We start from the raw sequence: 17,977 nt of genomic DNA, 5'->3' as shown, positions 1-17,977 counted from the left end.
CCCTGTTGATTTTGGTGTAGGAACTTTAATTATACAGGCTCATATTGAATGGGTCTTTTTTTATTTATTTTGAGTGGTGCACTTAATATTACAATTCGTCATACATAAAGCAGTTTATCGTATACGAAAAATAGAATTATATGATACTATTGTAGAAAAAGGAGGCGTTTCCGATGAATACTACTCATTCACTCACTTTATATGGTCACACAATAACTTTACCAACTATCACGCAAGATTATGCAGCTATTCGCAAGATTGCGGCTGTCCGAGCTAGTGCTATCATTAAAAAATTACAACTTGTCGAACAAAATGCATTGCATCTCGTTGCCGCCTTCTCAAAAATTCGTACAGAACGCGTAGCATTAGCTACACAAGAAATTGATTATTATTATTCGCAGGGCCGCCTTCTACAAAAAGACCTTGAAGAAGTATCTTTTCGTGAGCAAGCGGCTGTCACATTGCAACCAATGGATACATTTGAACAGAAGATTTTGACACAATTTGAAGAAGCCAAACAAACACATAATTTAGCAAAAATTAACGACGAAATTTTCACGAAAGCGATGCTCGCTCAGTATTACCAAACGATATATAATACCTTTATTTCATTACATACGGTGTATGTCCAACTTGCCGCTGATGCGAAATATGATAATGCTTGGGCGCTTGAAAACTTACCTTTCCAGCAATGGCAAGAAGTTCCGAAGCGATTACAGGTTGTCCAACAACAGCCAACAAAGGAAAATGTGCTTGCGCTTTTAATGGCTGACCCGTACCACCCAACACATATTGCTCTAGCCTATGCATTGTGTGGAAACGATAATGAGGAGCTACAGCATTTTTTAACAGCAATTGGCTACACAGAAGCAATTGAGTTATTACCTGGTTGCGAAACAGCAGCGACCTTATTTGGCGAGCATAATGCGGCCATCCACCTTGCACTCATTGAGAATCCGTTATTTTTCACACTTGTCACAGCAAATGCCTTTCAAACACTTGAAGTGGCGTTTGCAAAAGCGATTGAGCAATTTAGTAGTACACTCACACCCTTTTTGTCACAGCAAGTAAAACAGGAAACGGTATTACTTGCATATACGGTTCGTAAATCTCCGATACTTGTGCTCACAAAGACCGGCATTCGAGGGAAAGGACGCTGGTTCAAAGCTATTGATACAGCCTATGAAAAGATCAACCATTGCCTGATTCGTGACGGGCTGTGCCAGCTAAACCAAACGACAATTGCTGTACCACATTTTGAGCATGAGGATGACGAATTGATGATAGATTTAATCCATATGATGCAAGCGATTACAGCGATTCAACAGCCATCAGCGGTTTCTTCCGCATAAATTCGTAAGACGTTATCTGAGTGATAGCGTCTTTTTTACGTTAAAAACCCGTTCAAAGAAATCTTTGAGCGGGTTTGGCTTAGGGTGTGCGTAAATGTGGATAACGTGTTTCTAACTCAAATACTTGCTTCTCTAGCTTTTCATATTGCCTAAGCACGGTCTGTATTTTTTCCGTACGCTGTGCTAATTTTTCAGTAACGAGTTTTTGTTCCTGCTGAAGTGACGCAGTTTGTTGTTTCGCTGCTGTGTATGGCAGTTGAAGCGTCTCATCAAATGGAATTTGCTGTTGTAACATGGTAATCGCCATTTTTTCTAGTTCTTTACTTAGTGCACGTTCTTTTGTTTTCACTTTTGTACGATGCTCTAATTTTTTCGTAGCCGCCTTCATCTTATCAAACAGACTTTGATTTATTACGGTCGTATCTTGCAGTCGCTGTAAACGTTCAATGTCTTGGCGTAGCGACTCCACATTTTGCGTATACGGTGCGACATCTGGCAGTTGCGCTGTTTTTTCTAAACGTAAATACAATGCGTCTGCCGCTTCTAGTAAATGCACCCGTTCCTGTTGTAATTTATCTTTTAAAATTACTGTCATATCCGTTAACATTTTAATATCTAGCTGCGCTTCTTGCTGCTGTGTTTCAAGTTGCTGCAGCGATTTTTTCAGCGTTTGATAATGCGTAGCAATCTGTGCTGAATAAGTTTGCAAATGCGGCGCAACAGTCGGTTTTCCAGCAAGGATATATGGTAAAACAGCTTGTACAAGAATCGCTGGGATCATTTCACGTTTCATTGATTTATTGGCAATACGATACGTTAGAAAACTGCTTGATACAGCTGCTAGCGCATTTTCTGATGTTGCCAAGGTGAAAAAGCCAAGTGGCACATCTATTTTTTTAATATCAATCACGCTGTTCACAATAAGAGGTATAATATTCACGCCAAATTGCTGATAAAGCTGCTCAATCCCCTGTGCGACACCACGCTCTGTCAGTGCCTGCTCTAAATGTCGTGATGTCATTTGTCGCATCCCAAGCCCCTGCTGCACTTGTTCACGAATATCTGCTCTAAATGTTGCGCTATAGTCGAATAATACTTTTGCAATATGTGAGCGTTCAATTGGCTTTAAGTGCTGCCATTGATGCTCAGTATCCTCTAGTAATTGTTGAAAGAATCGCTCAATTAATGGTTCAATCGATATTTCACCTGTTGCACCTAAAATTCTGGCGTATGCAAGCTCTAATTCTTGTGTCTCTTCAATATGTACGGCACGTTGATTTGTTGTCTGTAAAAGCTGTAATACTAGTTGTAAACGAATCTCATCATCAGACAAGCTTGCCAAACGTGTGACGTGATTATTCATTACCGCTTCTAATTCTTTATTCCATGCTGAGCCAAACAAATCAAGCGAGGTCATTTCCACATACATGCTATAGACCTGGCGTAAGTTTTTCCCATCTAGCGCATTAAACGCATGTAGAATCCATGTAGCTTCCATCGTCAACGCCTCCCTTTTGCTCTTTAGTATACCATTTGAGCAATAAAAAAAGAGCGTCATTTAGACACTCATATGCCACTTTTACTCTGTTCTTCTCGTTGTTCTTTTAAAAAATTCAATTTATCTATAGCTTGTCGCGACATTTGATGTGTCTCTAATAACTCACATAGTTCTTGAAATTCATCTTCGCTCATTTCTAGTAGAATTTTTTGCTTGTCATGGTTATAAGATTTTAAGTACATGCTCTCACCTTATCTTTTTGTAAATTATCGTCGTGTAAAGAAATGTTCTTGCATCTCGATATGTGAAGCAATCGATAAAATTTTATCAGGTACTGTTTGGTCATATCGTTGTCCTTTTAATAACTGACAAATTGTACCCCATTCTTCAGCTGAAAATTGTAATGTAACTCGTTGTTTTATTTCATCATACTTTTGAATATCCAAGGAATAATCCCCCCTTTTAGTGAAATGTCTCGAATTTGTACTATCTACTTTACATTATTGACAACTTTCTATCATTTTAAACATGGAAAACGTTTCTTTTTAAAAATCAGGAAAAAAGTTTATAATAAAATAAGGTTCATTGAAAGGAATGAGTAGAATGGTACAATCACTAGAAGGTAAAATTGCTATTGTTACAGGCGCAGGCCGTGGTATTGGTCGTGCGGTGGCAGAAGCACTTGCAAAAGAGGGCGTGCATGTAGGACTACTTGCTCGCACAGAAGCACAAGTCAAAGAAGTATCTGAAGCGATACAAGCACAAGGTGGTACATCTGCCTTTGCAACAGCAGATGTTACAAACAACGAGGAAGTGCAACAAGCAGTCGCTACATTAACAAAAGCACTTGGCAAAGCTGACATTTTAATTAATAATGCTGGCATGGGTGGTTTTGGAAAATTAGTCGAACAAGATCCTGAAACATGGGTGAAAATTGTCGATACTGGCATTAAAGGCACATATTACGTGACCCATGCAGTATTACCACAATTAATTGAAAAAAATGAAGGTGACATCATCAACATTTCATCAACAAATGGCTTAAATGGTGCCGCAACATCAACAGCTTATTCTGCAGCAAAATTTGGTATTATCGGCTTAACTGAATCATTAGCACAAGAAGTACGCCGTAATAACATTCGCGTGACAGCACTAGCACCAAGTACTGTCGTAACAGAGTTAGCGCGTGAATCTGGTTTAATTGACGAAGAAAAAGCCGAACGTATGATGCAACCAGAAGATTTAGCAGAAGTAATTGTAAATCAATTAAAACTGCCTAATCGTATTTATATTAAACAAGCAACAATTCTTGGTACAAATCCATACTAAGAACAAACAAAGGAGAGGCTTTGACATACGTGTAAAAACAGCCTTTTCTATGAGCATAAGAAAAACCGGAATCGCGCGATGGCGCGGTTCCGGTTTTTTGTTGCGAACGCTAAAAAAAGGAAAATGACCTATTTTGTCCTCGTTCCTTTTTATTTGCGCTCATTTATAGGTTCTGGTCCAAACCACATTTCCATAAATTTTTTTGAAATAATCCAGTTATTTTTATCTGTTGTATCTACTTTAAAGTTTTTTAAAATTTTATCATCTACGGCTCGTCTCATTAAATCATTATCAGATAGCTTTTTATTCAAGCGATACAATGTAATTTCCCATCGCTTTACCGCTTCTTGAACCGTCATATAATTATCAATTCCCATATAGCTAATCTCTCCTTAGATGCTTTTTTCAAAACTATATGCGATGAGTCCTTTTAAACAATAGAGACATAAATCAAATTCAAGTACTTGTAATTTCATCTTTTTTAATCTATTTACAAAGTCAATGTAATCAGCTTCTGTTATTTTTGCTGTTTGTTCAATGTACAATAATTTTTGAAGCAGATCATGTTTCATTGTTGTAGAAGGCCACGCGTCTATCCGTGCTTTCAAATTTGTTAAATGATAATAAAAGTAACTTTTATAAACACTATTTGCTATAGAATTCATAAATAAAACCTCCATTTTATCCATTTAATTTAATTATTTTTAAATAGTTTACACTACATAAATAGTGTAAACTATTTAAACTATAATTTCAAAATCATTATTTTTTTGTTTATCTATCATTTTTCTATTATTTTATATTCAGTATAATAATTTATTATTATACTGAATATAAAATAGATTCATTAGACTTCTATATTTACTTTCAGAAATAGAATTGCTGTTTTTTTTATTTATTAAGTCCTAAAAAACTAATGAAAAATTATAAGATATTTTTAAATAAAATTTGTATAATATACCCATTATCTATACCTAAATATATAATGAAGTATAATTTATATTGATTTTCAAGTATATGTAAACAAAATAACCATTTGTAAATCCTTTGTTAACTCTTTTCAATCTACGCATAACTATTTAATGAAGGGGTATCAGAAAAATGAAAGAGGTGATAGTATGGAAAATCCACTCGTAACCTATGCGATATTAACAATGGCCATTGTGCTATTTATTGGACTTGCGATGAAACTTTTTGGAAGTCGCCGTTTTTTCCTATTACCTGGCGCTTGTATTGAGCTATTGGCATTCATTGGCATCGCTATTTCTTTATCCATTGAAGGTAGTTTTACAGCATTCTTCTACTTTTTATTATTTGGCAGTATTTTCTTTGGTGGAGCTCTTGGTACATTATTATTAGTCCCTGTTTATTTTATGAAAAGAACCTAATAAAAAAGCAGGAATCCATTACTGGATTTCTGCTTTTTTAATGCATTAAACAATATCGTATTGATGACGATGGAAATGCCAACCCTCAATAATCCCTTCAGCAGCACTCTTTTCTGCATGGTAAATCAAAGGTCCCTCAAGAAGCTTTAACTCCTCGCAAGCATTGCCAACAATAATTGCCGGGTATCCAGCTGCAATGAGATGCACATCATTTTCAGAATCACCCGCTACCACAACATTTTTCGTATGCTGACATTTTTCAAGCACATAATGTAATGCTGTTCCTTTATTCACATTAGGTGCTAACACATCGAGTTGGCGTTCATTACTGAAAATCGTTGTCGCTTCAATGCCTTGAGCTTGTAGGGCATATTTGAATAATTTATAAGTTTCTGGTGTCGCATTCAGTGCCAAACGATTATTAGCATCAACCTGCTGACATTCAATATCTAACTCATTCGCAATTTCCTCAATTGCTTTCACAGGCATTTTTTGAAATGCCGCACTCCAGAGTAAATCTTCATTAAATGTTTCACCACAATAGATAGAGCCGCCTGCATCACAAATTAAAATATCTGGCTGCGGCAAATTGTTTTCTTGTATGAGCTGATAGGCTGATTGAAAATAACGCCCTGTTATATAAATAAGTGAGGGACGATTGTCACCAAAATATGTCCATAACTGCTCATGTGAAATCTTCTCGCTTACAAGCGTATCGTCAAGATCGGTTGCAAGCACTTGCTCCTTAAGATTTGGATACATATGTCAAACTCCTTTTATACAATGCAGTAATATCTGTCACAATTTCTTTCCAGTTAAATGTTGTCATAGCACGTTTTTTTGCTTGTTTTTTCATCATTAGACGCATTGTTTTCTTTACTAATAACTCACGCATCGCAGACGCCAAGGCCTTTGGTGATGCTTTTGGCACGTGGATGCCTGTACGATTATCTACGACTACTTCTTGAAGTCCCCCGACATTTGTCGCGATGACGGGACATCCCGTCGCTTGTGCCTCTGCTGCCACCATCCCAAATGATTCATAGTAAGATGGCATAATTGTTGCAATGGCATTTGCATATAAGACTTTTAACTGCTTCGCATTTTGCGGTCCAATAAAGAGTACACGGTCTTCTATGCCCTGTAAGGCTTTTAATATTTTTCGATTACGCGGTAATTGTGTCTTCGGATTAATGCTTGCCTTTGTGCCGCCTGCTACAATTAATAAAACGTCTTTCGGTACATCAGGTTTCGTTATTACTTCTTTGAAAGCCGCAATCAATTCAAAGATTCCTTTTGTTTTAACGAGACGTCCTGCATAAAAATAATAATTTGTATTTACATGTGAAACGTCAATTGATTTTGTTAAATAAATTGGTGCAACACCAATCGGAATGACTTCTACACGGCTTTTTGGGGCACATCGTTCTATTAATTCTTTTTCTTGCTTTGTTGTAGCAAGTACCGTATCCGCTTCAATTAACACTTGTCGCTCACATGCTAAGCGGAAACGGTCTAGTTCGCCGCTTCCTTCTTTTTTAGCAAGTGCCAATGAATGGTTAGTATGAATAAATGGAATTCCATAATTTTTCTTCAGCTCGCATCCCACAAGGCCTGACATCCAGTAATGGGTATGAATAATGGCATACGATGAAATAGGTAGCGCTTCTACAATTTCTTTATAAAAAGTACCCATCAAACTACGCATATCATTTTTATCAACATAGCCATGGACACCTGCATCGAAGCGATGTACATAACTATGTTGCCCAATTTTCTCGATTTGTGGTGCGGATGTGTTACACCAATGCGTAGCAATATCCACAGCATATCCTAAGCTATCCAGTTCTAATGCTAATTGTTTGACATAATTGTTCTGACCTCCAGCCTGTCTACTACCAAGTGGTGCTAGGGGATCTCCATGTTCTGAAATAAATAAAATTTTTTTCATTACCATTTCCTCCTTATGTCATAGATGTTTCTTATTAATAGTCTTCCAATCTAAAAGATGCTTTAACATATTTTTAGAACTACTTATAAAAATAAGATTTTTTACTTAAAAATAAAAAAAGAGAAATCTTGAAAGATTCCTACTCCATTTATTCTACTCTACTGCACATTTCATTAGCCAATCAATTTGCGTGTCGTCACCAATAACAAAGGCATGTTCACTAAATTTTTGAAAGCCTTTTTTCTCGTAAAAAGCAATGGCATTTGTGTTATGCTCCCATACGCCTAACCAGACATTCGTTTTGTGCTTCAATTCAGCTTGTTTGAATGCTTCATTCATTAATAACTTACCTAACCCCTGCTTCTGATATGCTTTACGCACATAAATCCGTTCAACTTCTAATGTATCCTCACCCATATCCTCCGTCTGGGCATCCCCTACATTTATTTTTAGATACGCCACTACCTGCTCTTTATCATTTCTTAAAAAATAAAAAGTGGACTGTGGATTGCGTAGTTCAGCTACGAGCTTTTCCTCTGCGTAAGCCTCATCTAAAAAATTGGCCATATCTTCTTCTGGCGTCGTCCCTACAAATGTATCGTAAAATGTTTCGCGGCTAATTTGTTGTAAAGTTGCTACATCGGTTGGCGTACACTGTACAAATTTCATAAAATACCTCCTAATACTGTCGTTTATTTCCCTTTTTCACAAAATCCCATTCTACTTCTACTTGATGACGCATTTTTTCAAGCATGTCTTGTAGTAATTGTTTTTCTTTTATCGTAAAGCCTTCTAATGCGACATCATCAGAATAATCATTTTCTCGCTTTAAATATGGATAAACCGCAGCACCTTTCTCTGTCACATACAACTTTTTAATTTTTTTATTTGTAGCATCATCACGTTTCTCTATGAACCCCTGTTGCTGAAGCTTTTGTACAGCACGCGCAGCTGTCGTACGGTCTACCATTAACATCTCTGCCACTTTTTCTTGAATAATACCCGGATGTTCATAAATACGAATTAAATACAGATATTGACCCTTCGTCATATTTAATTCTTTAAACTCGATATTACTAATCGAATCCAGCGCACGCGCAATCATCCCAATTTCCCGTAAAATCGTTGTCATATTACACCTCACTTTGTTGTAAATACAACATTATTATATTGTATTTGCAACAAAAAAAGCAATAAAAAAAAGCAGGGAAGCTGTCCCTACTTCTTCTCTTAAGTTATCCAATCGCGTATTCACGATCAAAATGACGATCTGTTGCGAGTGCATCAATAAAGGCTTCTAATCCTTTCACAACGCCAGGTGCTTTACTATAAGCAACTTGAATAACATCCTCATCCGTATAGCCAATCGCTTTATAGTGATTGTATACTTCATCAATAAATGTTTCGACTTTACGTTGTGTTAACGCATCTTCAAACTTCGTCGCAACAATTAAACCATCATATAATACCGGAGAAGCTGTATCAAATGTATGGTCACTTATAACGTCTCCTAACGTTCCTTGTCGATCACTAACGATTTCGACGACAATACCCGCTGCTTCTAGTGCTTCAATAAGTGGCTTTGCTTCCTCCCCTTTTTGAATAATGACCGCAACTTTTTTCGTTTCTACAAAACGAATTGGATTCGTGTACATACTTACAGCTGGTGATTGCTTCATTTCTGTCTCTTCTGGAATGGTCTCAATTGTCGCAGTAACGCCCACTTTTTCAGCTAAAGTTTTTGCTAGGTCATGGCTAATATGTGCCACCATTTCTACAACCTGTTTACGTATATCCATACTTTGTACTTTCCCTACTTCAAAGCAGAATGCCTTCATAATATGTTCTTTTTCTATTGGTGTCATACTATTCCAAAATAGACGTGCTTGAGAAAAGTGATCCTCAAAGCCTTGACTACGTGCACGAATTTTTCGACCATCTACTTTTTCTTGGTAATGCTCATATCCACCATTAGCACGTGGAACAGGGTTTGGTGTATTATTTTGCAAGCTGTTTTTGTGGTAGCTTACTTGACCGCGGTTGATTGTTTGACGGTTATAGCCATCTCGTTGATTATTATGGAATGGACAAACTGGTTTATTGATTGGAATCTCGTGGAAATTAGGACCACCAAGACGAATCAACTGCGTATCTGTATAAGAGAATAAACGGCCTTGTAATAACGGGTCATTTGAGAAGTCAATCCCTGGTACAACATGTCCTACATGGAAGGCCACTTGCTCTGTTTCTGCAAAGAAATTGTCCACATTACGATTAAGCGTCATCTTTCCAAGCTTTCGAAGCGGAACTTGTTCTTCAGGCCAAATCTTCGTTGGATCTAAAATATCAAAATCAAATGCAAATTCTTGCTCTTCTGGAATCAGTTGCACCGCTAATTCATACTCTGGATAATTGCCCTGTTCAATAGCATCATATAAGTCTCGACGATGGAAATCTGGATCTTTCCCGGCAATCTTTTGTGCCTCATCCCAAACAAACGAGTGAACACCAAGTACCGGTTTCCAGTGCAATTTAACGAAGTGTGCCACACCATCTTCATTGACAAAGCGATACGTATTGACACCAAAGCCCTCCATCATACGATAGCTTCGTGGAATGGAACGGTCTGACATATGCCACATCACCATATGCGCAGCTTCTTGGTTATTCGCTACAAAATCCCAGAATGTATCATGGGCACTTTGTGCTTGTGGAATTTCATTATGCGGCTCTGGCTTCACTGCATGAACAAAGTCTGGAAATTTAATAGCATCTTGAATAAAGAATACCGGAATGTTATTACCGACTAGGTCATAATTTCCTTCCTCTGTGTAAAATTTCGTCGCAAAGCCACGTGCATCACGTACACTGTCAGCCGACCCACGAGAACCTGCCACTGTTGAAAAACGTACAAAAACAGGCGTTTGCTTTCCTTTTTCACTTAAAAACTTCGCCATCGTAATATCACTCGCATCCCCGTAGCTTTCAAAATAGCCATGTGCAGCTGTTCCGCGTGCATGGACGACGCGCTCTGGGATTCGCTCATGGTCAAAATGTGTCATTTTTTCACGAAAATGAAAATCCTCCATAATCGTCGGTCCACGATCTCCAACTTTTAATGAAAATTCATCTTCACTCATTTTCAAGCCCTGATTCGTTGTCAGCGCCTTATCTCGATCCTCTACTGTATAGTCCTCTAATTGTTGTTTTTTCTTGTTCTCTTGCTCCATGTTCATTTTCCTCCTTTGAATTAACAGGTTTTTGAATGAATCGGATGCATGTTTTCTTTATTGGACACCCTTATGTAGTAGACTGCCCAATAAGATGAATTTCTAACAGGTAAAAAGGTTTAGTTTCTTAATTCCAAACGAAAGGACTAAAATAATAAACTAGTTTATTTTCTTTAAACCTAAAATAAGTAGCCGCCGTCTGGCCATCAATCTCCTGTGCTGTCAGCCATTGTTCCACCACACCTAAAAATGCCGATGCAGCAAAAGCGGCCGTATAGGAAATAGGCACATTTTCAATTATTAACGCCTTTTTTTCAATAAATTGATTCATAAAAAAATCGCGTAGCTTCTTTGTAAATTCGACATCCTGAAGTAATAGTATACGAAATACTTTTTGCTGTTCTTCAATGTACTGAAATACTCGTGTAGAAAATGGCGACACGATGCCTTGTTGGGCTTCTGCTAAAATCGACGCTGGCTGAAGCGGCTTGATAGCTTTTTCTAAGCCCTCAATTAAACGTTTTTCAATTGTTTCTAGGATGGCGTACTTATCTACAAAATGGACATACACTGTACCACGGTTGACTTCTGCCTGGTCGGCAATTGTTTGAACCGATACTTTTGATAGTGGGCGTTGCTGTAATAATGTAATCAGTGCATTCATAATTTTTTGCCTAGTTGCAGCATTCATTTCATTATAAATTGTCATAATACCCTCCAAACCATTCAACACTTTGTTAAATAGTGATTATTGCTATAGTATACGTCGCATCTTATGATAGTTACATCATCTTAAAAGGAGTTCTGTATGAAAAAAAGTACCATTTTTTTAACGATTGCTGCAGCAATTTTAGTCGTCTTGATTGGGAAAGCCTTTATTTTTAATGATGCAGTGAAATTTTATTTACTCATTTTCGTTGCGGTTGGACTAGGTCTCGCGCTTTTACGTCTTGGTGTGAACGGCGCAATTAAAAAAATGCGGGGTAAGCATATCGGCTTCAAAATTTTATTTTTCATTATATTATTAGGATTTGGATTACCATTCCAAAATTGGTTCCGTAAGGATGTTATTTTCGCAATGGATAGCTCATTTATCGTTCCTTGTATGATTACGACTGTTGCGAGCGTTATTTTTTTCACGATTATTTATGGTCGCGTATACGAAAAGGTTCGTGTACGTTTTTATATTACGCTAACTTTCCAGTGTTTTTCTCTTTCGTAGTTGCTTGTTCATATTCCTTGGCACTCATAACGTCGCTAACATGCATATTTACTTCGACAACATGTATACCCGTCATATAAGCTACTTGCTCCGTTACAAGATCAATTACTTTTTTGAAAATAGTTGGTGCACTTTGACCGTACTCTAAAATCACGTTTAAATTGACAATGGCTTGTTTTTCTCCAACCTCTGCCGACACACCTCGTGCCACATTGTTCGAGCTAAAGCGGTCTGTAAAACCGCCTTTCATATCTAAAATGCCATTCATTTCACGTGCTGCTAACCCCGCAATTTTTGCAATAACACCATCATCAAATGTTAATGAATTTTCATGTTTCGGCTGTTCAAGTGCTTCATTTACTCCTGCTTGGTCATTGTATACTTTTTCTTCATTCATTATAATCGACTCCTTTTTAGTAAATTAAATCACACGACGGCGTAATTCTTTTTGATCAATCGGCTGAAATTTCAAATGACGCACAGGCATCTCTGCAAACTGCTCAGTACTCGCTTTAATATCGCTATACATTTGTTCAAATAATACCTGTGTATCAGGGCGAGTTACGAGCATATCAATCATAATATCGAGGTAGGAATCTTTTGAACGCTGATGTAATTTCACCGCAACAGTTGGCTGCCGTACATCATCATATTTTTCGATGGCCTGCTTCACATGATTTTCAATCGTTTGTTTCGTAATATAGATGTCGCCATCCTCAAAGCGCTCATAAATACCACGTTTTTTATATGATGTAGAAAAGGCAAACAGAAGAAGAATAAGCGCAATGAAGACAATAAGCGTAGTCAAAATATAGAGCGTAGGCTCAAACCATTCATAACCGCTTAGTTGTCGCTGTATATCCGACAACTGGGGAATGTCAAACACCATCAACGCAAGCGCGCCTATGCCTAAAAAAACAATGAGCCCTATTAAGAAGCTAATAAGACGCTTCAATTTATGCACCTCCTACTATTATTTCTTTATTGTCATTCTTCCACTATTCCTCAAAAATAAACGCCTGATTCATTTGTAGTCATACATACCTAAAAGCCTAATAAGTCCCTTTCCCTAGCATTTTTTCTGTTTGCAGCGGGAATAGATAACTATAACTTAAAATGAAAGGTGTGATTCACAATGAAGAAATGGACAAAGCCATTCATTGCAACGATGATTGCGCTACCACTTATGACGGCTCCACTTGCAGCACATGCCTCACAACAACTCACAATCTATGCTCCAAATAAAATGGCGACAAAATTAGTCGTTGAGCATAAGTCGCCTTATAGCTACGCTAAAAATGGTTCAATGACAAAATTTTTAATGCATGAGCTACACTATACACATTATGTAAAAGGGTATGCTGTATCAAAATCAGAAAAAACGATTACGCTTAATTTCAAATCATCTCTAGCAACTAGCCAAGTCGTGCAAGGCTCTACTGGTGGCCAATTCTTCACGGATCGCATCGCTGTAACATTCTTTAAAAACATGCCTAAATTACAAACAATTTATTTCCGTCTAGATGGTAAAAAAACGTCGCTCGATCATGTTAACTTTACGAGCATTCAACGTAGCGACTACAAAAAAATGTTGAAATAATATCAAACCCGAGGCGATTGTCTCGGTTTTTTTGTGTTCGATGAAACATTTTTTCGGGTATTCCGTATACTATAGTACATTCTAGAAAAAGATGGTGATGACGTGGATTTAACACAGCTCAATATTTTATTATATAAACAACCTAGTACGCAGGATTTTACATTACCCTTGACGCAAGTAGGCGATATTCCAATTATTAATAGCAATCACTCAGCAAATATCATGCTCTACATTATGGATGCAAAAGGGCCAACTGCGGATGAATTGTTTACGATTCAGCAGGCGGCGAAGAAAATGCCGGTTGTTATTGCACTTCGTCATGTAGAGGGGCCCATTGATTTGGATATGACACTGCCACCGAATGTAACGTTAACAAATGCAGATGATGTCATCATGTTAGAAGATGCATTATTTGAAGGTTATTTGCGCGTCGTTCGTGCTTACTTCCGCGCGAAAATGATGCTGTATGCGAAAAAAGCATTGATTCCGTATAAGGAAAAAGTTGAAAAAATATGGCGCACGAAAAATGCACAGCAGCAGGCTGAGCAATTTACTGCACAATTTTTAACAAAGGATTTGTCGCCTATTTTGCATCAGGTGGCTGAGGAACTCTTACTGCCATTATCACCTAAAATTGCTTTTTTCGAGGAGCAGCCTGAACAAAAGCTATCATTAGATACATTTACATCAAATGTATCTGCATTCTTCAAACAGCTACGCGGTCCTATTGAAGAAGTCGAAGAAAAACCTGGGCGCTTCAAAACACTGATTGGCAAAACATCGAAAAAAGCACGTGCCATTGTCAATAAGTCGTCAATTCATGTAGCGGATGCCTTTGAACACTATATTTTAGAGCAGCTTCGCACAAATCGTGATGTAGCAGATTTAGTCGAGAGCTATATTTCACAAGTGAAAGAGGCCATGCTACCAACACGCGCTCGCCAATCTGTAAATGTCGCGATTTTAGGGCAGACAGGCGTTGGTAAATCGTCCCTTATCAACTATTTATTTAATGCGCCAAAACGTGCCACTGGTGCCGGAAAACCTGTGACCGAGCAAGGCTTTTTTGAGGAAAAGCTCGTATTAAATGGCATTCCGGTATCGCTAATTGATTCATGGGGCATTGAGCAGGGCAAAGACCAGGTATGGCTAGCAGACTTTAATCATTTCCTTGAGACACGCGGCTATAAAGCAGCCGTTGCAGAATGGGTGCATATCGCCATTTATTGTATTTCAGGCGCCTCTGCTCGCGTGCAGGATTTTGATTTAAAAGTAATTGATATGCTACGGGAGAAAAAAATCCATGTTATTGTGGCGCTAACAAAGGCTTCGCTCGTATCGCCGCAAGTCATCGCTGAGCTAACAGAGACCATACACGATGCGACGCGTGAGGATGTTACCGTTATTCCAGTCAATAGTGTGGCGCAAAAACTGATGACGGGCCAGGTCATTGAACAGCAGGGTCTTGAAGAGATTACCGCACATATTCGTGTCAATTATTTAGAGATGCTAAATGAGCGACTACCAGAGCGTATTTTCTATTTAGCAAATCGTAAAGTGGCTGGTGAGTACCGCCGACGTATCGAGGAAAGTCCATCAAGTAAGGAAGCGGTTGCACTTGCGAAGCAGCTATCTGAGCGCTTTGTAAGCCAAGATTTAAATCTACTAATGGAGCGAGAAGTGCATGCCGCGATGACTACGTATGCAAGTACACTTGATGTGACTCATCCGGCACGCCGTACAAATCGCACGAAACACGTCGATAATGAGTGGCGCATTGAAGCATTAGATGTGGCCTTTAGTAAATTAGAAGAGGCATTTCGTTCAACGATTTTAATGCAAGCACCGCCACAAGTAGGACGCAAGTTTCAAAAAGAGATGGAGCGGTATTTGACGGAAAATCGTGCTCGTATTGAAGATGAAACACGCCAAACTATTGCACGTGCAAGTGCCGCGATTGACAAGGAGGAATTATAGATGACAAAGGAAGACTATCAGATGACCGAGCAAGTTGAAAAAGCGCTCGAAGTATTTTTAAAAGAGGATGGCAATGCCAATATTCTCGTTGTAGGCGCAACAGGTGTTGGTAAATCAGCACTTGTCAACAAAGTGTTTGATGTCGATTTTACAAAGGTCGGTAATGGGAAGCCTGTCACACAGGAAACAACGAAATATTCGATTCCGAATATGCCGATCACCCTATTTGATACGAAAGGCTATGAACTCGCAACTGAGGAACATACTCGATTTTTAAATGAAATGCAGCTCTATATGGAAGACAGCAAAACCAAACCAGCGGACCAAATTCATATGGTGTGGTACTGCATTGCCGCACCAAATAGCCGCGTAACCGATATGGATATCGCGATGATTGAGCGCTTTATGAAAACGGGTAAGCCCCTTGCTGTTGTGCTAACAAAGGCTGATATGGCGGCTGAGGAAGATTTGCGTGCGATGATAGCCATTTTACAGCAGGCGAATATCCCTCATTTCTATGTCTCAACCGTATATGATGCAGGCGATAATTTCGAGCTTAGCAAGCTCATCACTTGGACATACGAGCATATCGAGCCGTCTGTGAAATATGCATTCTTACGTGCTCAGCGTACGAATGTCGACCTTGTGAAAAAAGAAGTAAATAAAGCTATCCGTCAGCATGCGGCCGCTTCGTTTGCGGTCGGCTTTACGCCGATTCCATTTGCAGATGGTCCCCTTTTATTAGCGAACCAAAGCGCGATGATTGGTCGCATTATGAAGCAATATGGCTTAGATAGTGACTTCGAAAATATTTCGGTTATCGTCAGTGCGCTCGGTGCAGGAACACTTGTCAGCAATCTTGGACGCTACCTCGTAGCACAGCTTACAAAATTTATTCCAGGTGCAGGCTCGGTTATTAACGGCTCGGTTGCGACAGCAATTACCGTATCACTTGGCTTTACGGTATCCGAAATTTGCTACCGTATTGCGAAGAAAAACATTCGTGGTGAGGACGTAACCGAGTTTATGACGGATCTATTAAAAAGTGATGAAGTGAAAAAAATGTTTGATGATTTCTTGAAAAAAGAAATGGATAATCAAAAGAAAAAATAAAAATACGCAGAAGCTTTCATCAGATGGCTTCTTCTTTTTTATATTTGTATAATTTAATAAAATAGCAAAAAGCTATCATATCAATATTTATCATCTATTATGCGTGGAATACCTTCTGTTCATTGAATGATTTTGCACCTTTTGGGTAAAGATAATGGAAGGAGGTTTTGCAAATGACACGAGTTTGGTTAATTACAGGCGCTAGTAGTGGTCTTGGCTATGCCTTTGCAAAAAAAGCACTCCAGTCAGGCGATAACGTAGCCGGACTAGCACGTCATATTGAAACATTAGAGGAGCTTAGGCAGGATTATCCGACACAGTTATTCCCTATGGTGGCGGATGTCACGCAAAAAGAAGCAATCACACAAGCTATTCAAAAAGTTCACCAGCATTTCGGACATATTGATATTGTCGTAAATAGTGCGGGCTCAATGATGCTTGGGATGGCAGAAGAATTTACAGAGCAACAAGTACGCGATCAAATGGAGACGAATTTTTTTGGTGCTGTCTGGGTAACACAGGCGGTGATGCCGATCATGCGAAGCCAGCAAAGCGGGCATATTATTCAAATCTCAAGTATTGGGGGGATTGTCACCGGACCGATGACGAGTATGTATAGTGCTAGTAAGTTTGCGCTTGAGGGCTTTAGTGAAGCATTGGCACACGAAGCCGCTCACTTTGGCATTCATACAACGATTGTCGAACCGGGTGGCTACTGGACCAATTTGTATTTAAAGCTACAATTCGCAGAGCAGCTACCCGGTTATGATTCTTATCGTGAGGAACTTAGTCAGCAAGAAAACCAATCTGTCGATAGCGCACCGGAGCTTGCGGCTGATGCCTTATGGGAGATCGTGCAAGCAAAAAATCCCCCGCTTCGTTTCATTTTAGGAAGCATGGTCTTTGATGCCGCACTCGACCATACGACGAAAAAAATCAATACGTGGCGTGAATGGGAACCGGCAAGTCGCCATGCTGAAAAAGCAACGCCACCACCAGAAGGCTATGGCGCATAAATATAGTCAAAACAGCTGACACCGGCTGTTTTTTTCTATTGGAAAAGCAGCCCAAAAAGCGAGCTGCCTGGTCCGTTACTATACTGTTTATAGAATGGCTGATACGAGCACACTTAGCTGAGCGGGACCATGAACAGTCCTTTCCTGCATATGCACTTTTTACTTTTCCCCAGCAAGTCCTAATGGCTCTGTATCAATAAATATATTTTTTTGTTCATTCATGTTCTACGTCCCTACTACAGTGTAAAATATTTACAGATAATCACAAAAATCATTCATCGCATCTGATTTTTTAATACGT

General features: G+C 38.7%; 20 protein-coding genes. 8 read left to right on the top strand and 12 right to left on the bottom strand.

Annotated elements, in window-relative coordinates:
* The first annotated feature begins 173 nt into the window (after window positions 1–173).
* Window positions 174–1,352, top strand: coding sequence for a hypothetical protein (locus tag ACFSY7_RS07155; RefSeq protein ID WP_380147379.1), 1,179 nt, complete (start codon window positions 174–176; stop codon window positions 1,350–1,352).
* Between the two features lie 79 nt (window positions 1,353–1,431).
* Here ACFSY7_RS07155 and ACFSY7_RS07150 read toward each other — a convergent pair whose 3' ends face one another.
* Both ACFSY7_RS07150 and ACFSY7_RS07145 read right to left on the bottom strand, forming a co-directional pair.
* Window positions 1,432–2,850 carry a hypothetical protein gene (locus tag ACFSY7_RS07150; RefSeq protein WP_380147378.1) on the bottom strand — a complete coding sequence of 473 codons (1,419 nt, stop codon included), beginning with the start codon at window positions 2,848–2,850 and terminating at the stop codon, window positions 1,432–1,434.
* A 266-nt stretch (window positions 2,851–3,116) separates the two neighbouring features.
* Entirely contained in the window at window positions 3,117–3,296 is a 180-nt protein-coding gene (locus ACFSY7_RS07145; protein WP_126989655.1) for a hypothetical protein, read from the bottom strand.
* A gap of 157 nt (window positions 3,297–3,453) precedes the next feature.
* On the opposite strand from ACFSY7_RS07145, the gene ACFSY7_RS07140 reads away from it, so the two are divergent.
* The gene (locus ACFSY7_RS07140; RefSeq protein ID WP_126989656.1) at window positions 3,454–4,179 is read left to right on the top strand and encodes a 3-ketoacyl-ACP reductase; all 726 of its coding nucleotides are present in this window, start codon (window positions 3,454–3,456) and stop codon (window positions 4,177–4,179) included.
* 149 nt (window positions 4,180–4,328) lie between these two features.
* Here ACFSY7_RS07140 and ACFSY7_RS07135 read toward each other — a convergent pair whose 3' ends face one another.
* Together ACFSY7_RS07135 and ACFSY7_RS07130 are read right to left on the bottom strand one after the other, a co-directional pair.
* Complete coding sequence (locus ACFSY7_RS07135; protein ID WP_126989657.1) at window positions 4,329–4,556, bottom strand: hypothetical protein; 228 nt, start codon at window positions 4,554–4,556, stop codon at window positions 4,329–4,331.
* Window positions 4,557–4,571: 15 nt separating this feature from the next.
* Window positions 4,572–4,844: a hypothetical protein gene (locus ACFSY7_RS07130; protein ID WP_126989658.1), complete on the bottom strand. Its 273-nt coding sequence runs from the start codon at window positions 4,842–4,844 to the stop codon at window positions 4,572–4,574.
* Between the two features lie 453 nt (window positions 4,845–5,297).
* On the opposite strand from ACFSY7_RS07130, the gene ACFSY7_RS07125 reads away from it, so the two are divergent.
* Complete coding sequence (locus tag ACFSY7_RS07125; protein WP_380147376.1) at window positions 5,298–5,567, top strand: hypothetical protein; 270 nt, start codon at window positions 5,298–5,300, stop codon at window positions 5,565–5,567.
* Between the two features lie 45 nt (window positions 5,568–5,612).
* Here ACFSY7_RS07125 and ACFSY7_RS07120 read toward each other — a convergent pair whose 3' ends face one another.
* The 6 genes from ACFSY7_RS07120 to ACFSY7_RS07095 form a co-directional block, all read right to left on the bottom strand.
* Window positions 5,613–6,329: an HAD-IIB family hydrolase gene (locus tag ACFSY7_RS07120; protein ID WP_139993123.1), complete on the bottom strand. Its 717-nt coding sequence runs from the start codon at window positions 6,327–6,329 to the stop codon at window positions 5,613–5,615.
* Complete coding sequence (locus tag ACFSY7_RS07115) at window positions 6,313–7,518, bottom strand: glycosyltransferase (protein ID WP_380147374.1); 1,206 nt, start codon at window positions 7,516–7,518, stop codon at window positions 6,313–6,315. The genes ACFSY7_RS07120 and ACFSY7_RS07115 overlap by 17 nt, the downstream gene beginning before the upstream one ends.
* Before the next feature lie 153 nt (window positions 7,519–7,671).
* Entirely contained in the window at window positions 7,672–8,187 is a 516-nt protein-coding gene (locus ACFSY7_RS07110; protein WP_380147373.1) for a GNAT family N-acetyltransferase, read from the bottom strand.
* Between the two features lie 10 nt (window positions 8,188–8,197).
* On the bottom strand, window positions 8,198–8,650 hold the full coding sequence (locus ACFSY7_RS07105) for a MarR family winged helix-turn-helix transcriptional regulator (protein WP_126989663.1): 453 nt from the start codon (window positions 8,648–8,650) through the stop codon (window positions 8,198–8,200).
* A gap of 103 nt (window positions 8,651–8,753) precedes the next feature.
* Window positions 8,754–10,748, bottom strand: a complete 1,995-nt coding sequence (locus ACFSY7_RS07100) for a catalase (RefSeq protein WP_380147372.1) — start codon at window positions 10,746–10,748, stop codon at window positions 8,754–8,756.
* A gap of 127 nt (window positions 10,749–10,875) precedes the next feature.
* Window positions 10,876–11,457: a TetR/AcrR family transcriptional regulator gene (locus ACFSY7_RS07095; protein ID WP_380147371.1), complete on the bottom strand. Its 582-nt coding sequence runs from the start codon at window positions 11,455–11,457 to the stop codon at window positions 10,876–10,878.
* 99 nt (window positions 11,458–11,556) lie between these two features.
* Between ACFSY7_RS07095 and ACFSY7_RS07090 the strand changes: the two genes are divergently transcribed.
* Window positions 11,557–11,970 (top strand): MFS transporter permease, encoded by a 414-nt coding sequence (locus ACFSY7_RS07090; RefSeq protein ID WP_380147370.1) that lies wholly within the window; start codon window positions 11,557–11,559, stop codon window positions 11,968–11,970.
* Here ACFSY7_RS07090 and ACFSY7_RS07085 read toward each other — a convergent pair.
* On the bottom strand, window positions 11,936–12,367 hold the full coding sequence (locus tag ACFSY7_RS07085; protein WP_126989667.1) for an Asp23/Gls24 family envelope stress response protein: 432 nt from the start codon (window positions 12,365–12,367) through the stop codon (window positions 11,936–11,938). The genes ACFSY7_RS07090 and ACFSY7_RS07085 overlap by 35 nt on opposite strands.
* Before the next feature lie 24 nt (window positions 12,368–12,391).
* Window positions 12,392–12,934 (bottom strand): alkaline shock response membrane anchor protein AmaP, encoded by a 543-nt coding sequence (gene amaP, locus ACFSY7_RS07080; protein ID WP_380147369.1) that lies wholly within the window; start codon window positions 12,932–12,934, stop codon window positions 12,392–12,394.
* 171 nt (window positions 12,935–13,105) lie between these two features.
* Between amaP and ACFSY7_RS07075 the strand changes: the two genes are divergently transcribed.
* From ACFSY7_RS07075 to ACFSY7_RS07060, 4 genes are all read left to right on the top strand, one after another.
* Window positions 13,106–13,570 (top strand): hypothetical protein, encoded by a 465-nt coding sequence (locus ACFSY7_RS07075; RefSeq protein ID WP_380147368.1) that lies wholly within the window; start codon window positions 13,106–13,108, stop codon window positions 13,568–13,570.
* A 102-nt stretch (window positions 13,571–13,672) separates the two neighbouring features.
* A complete protein-coding gene (locus ACFSY7_RS07070) occupies window positions 13,673–15,547 on the top strand; it encodes a GTPase domain-containing protein (protein ID WP_380147367.1) in 1,875 nt (624 codons plus the stop codon).
* Window positions 15,548–16,660, top strand: a complete 1,113-nt coding sequence (locus tag ACFSY7_RS07065) for a YcjF family protein (protein WP_380147365.1) — start codon at window positions 15,548–15,550, stop codon at window positions 16,658–16,660.
* 173 nt (window positions 16,661–16,833) lie between these two features.
* Window positions 16,834–17,676, top strand: a complete 843-nt coding sequence (locus tag ACFSY7_RS07060) for an SDR family NAD(P)-dependent oxidoreductase (RefSeq protein WP_380147364.1) — start codon at window positions 16,834–16,836, stop codon at window positions 17,674–17,676.
* Window positions 17,677–17,977 lie beyond the last annotated feature (301 nt).

The organism is Kurthia populi, assembly GCF_042686175.1.
Lineage (GTDB): Bacteria > Bacillota > Bacilli > Bacillales_A > Planococcaceae > Kurthia > Kurthia populi.
This window is presented reverse-complemented; position numbering and strand designations above follow the sequence as displayed.

Bases quoted from the DNA above. Each gene is read 5' to 3' on its own strand.
- ACFSY7_RS07155 (WP_380147379.1), top strand. From the start codon at position 174: ATGAATACTACTCATTCACTCACTTTATATGGTCACACAATAACTTTA.
- ACFSY7_RS07150 (WP_380147378.1), bottom strand. From the start codon at position 2,850: ATGGAAGCTACATGGATTCTACATGCGTTTAATGCGCTAGATGGGAAA.
- ACFSY7_RS07140 (WP_126989656.1), top strand. From the start codon at position 3,454: ATGGTACAATCACTAGAAGGTAAAATTGCTATTGTTACAGGCGCAGGC.
- ACFSY7_RS07135 (WP_126989657.1), bottom strand. From the start codon at position 4,556: ATGGGAATTGATAATTATATGACGGTTCAAGAAGCGGTAAAGCGATGG.
- ACFSY7_RS07130 (WP_126989658.1), bottom strand. From the start codon at position 4,844: ATGAATTCTATAGCAAATAGTGTTTATAAAAGTTACTTTTATTATCAT.
- ACFSY7_RS07125 (WP_380147376.1), top strand. From the start codon at position 5,298: ATGGAAAATCCACTCGTAACCTATGCGATATTAACAATGGCCATTGTG.
- ACFSY7_RS07120 (WP_139993123.1), bottom strand. From the start codon at position 6,329: ATGTATCCAAATCTTAAGGAGCAAGTGCTTGCAACCGATCTTGACGAT.
- ACFSY7_RS07115 (WP_380147374.1), bottom strand. From the start codon at position 7,518: ATGAAAAAAATTTTATTTATTTCAGAACATGGAGATCCCCTAGCACCA.
- ACFSY7_RS07110 (WP_380147373.1), bottom strand. From the start codon at position 8,187: ATGAAATTTGTACAGTGTACGCCAACCGATGTAGCAACTTTACAACAA.
- ACFSY7_RS07105 (WP_126989663.1), bottom strand. From the start codon at position 8,650: ATGACAACGATTTTACGGGAAATTGGGATGATTGCGCGTGCGCTGGAT.
- ACFSY7_RS07100 (WP_380147372.1), bottom strand. From the start codon at position 10,748: ATGGAGCAAGAGAACAAGAAAAAACAACAATTAGAGGACTATACAGTA.
- ACFSY7_RS07095 (WP_380147371.1), bottom strand. From the start codon at position 11,457: ATGACAATTTATAATGAAATGAATGCTGCAACTAGGCAAAAAATTATG.
- ACFSY7_RS07090 (WP_380147370.1), top strand. From the start codon at position 11,557: ATGAAAAAAAGTACCATTTTTTTAACGATTGCTGCAGCAATTTTAGTC.
- ACFSY7_RS07085 (WP_126989667.1), bottom strand. From the start codon at position 12,367: ATGAATGAAGAAAAAGTATACAATGACCAAGCAGGAGTAAATGAAGCA.
- ACFSY7_RS07075 (WP_380147368.1), top strand. From the start codon at position 13,106: ATGAAGAAATGGACAAAGCCATTCATTGCAACGATGATTGCGCTACCA.
- ACFSY7_RS07065 (WP_380147365.1), top strand. From the start codon at position 15,548: ATGACAAAGGAAGACTATCAGATGACCGAGCAAGTTGAAAAAGCGCTC.
- ACFSY7_RS07060 (WP_380147364.1), top strand. From the start codon at position 16,834: ATGACACGAGTTTGGTTAATTACAGGCGCTAGTAGTGGTCTTGGCTAT.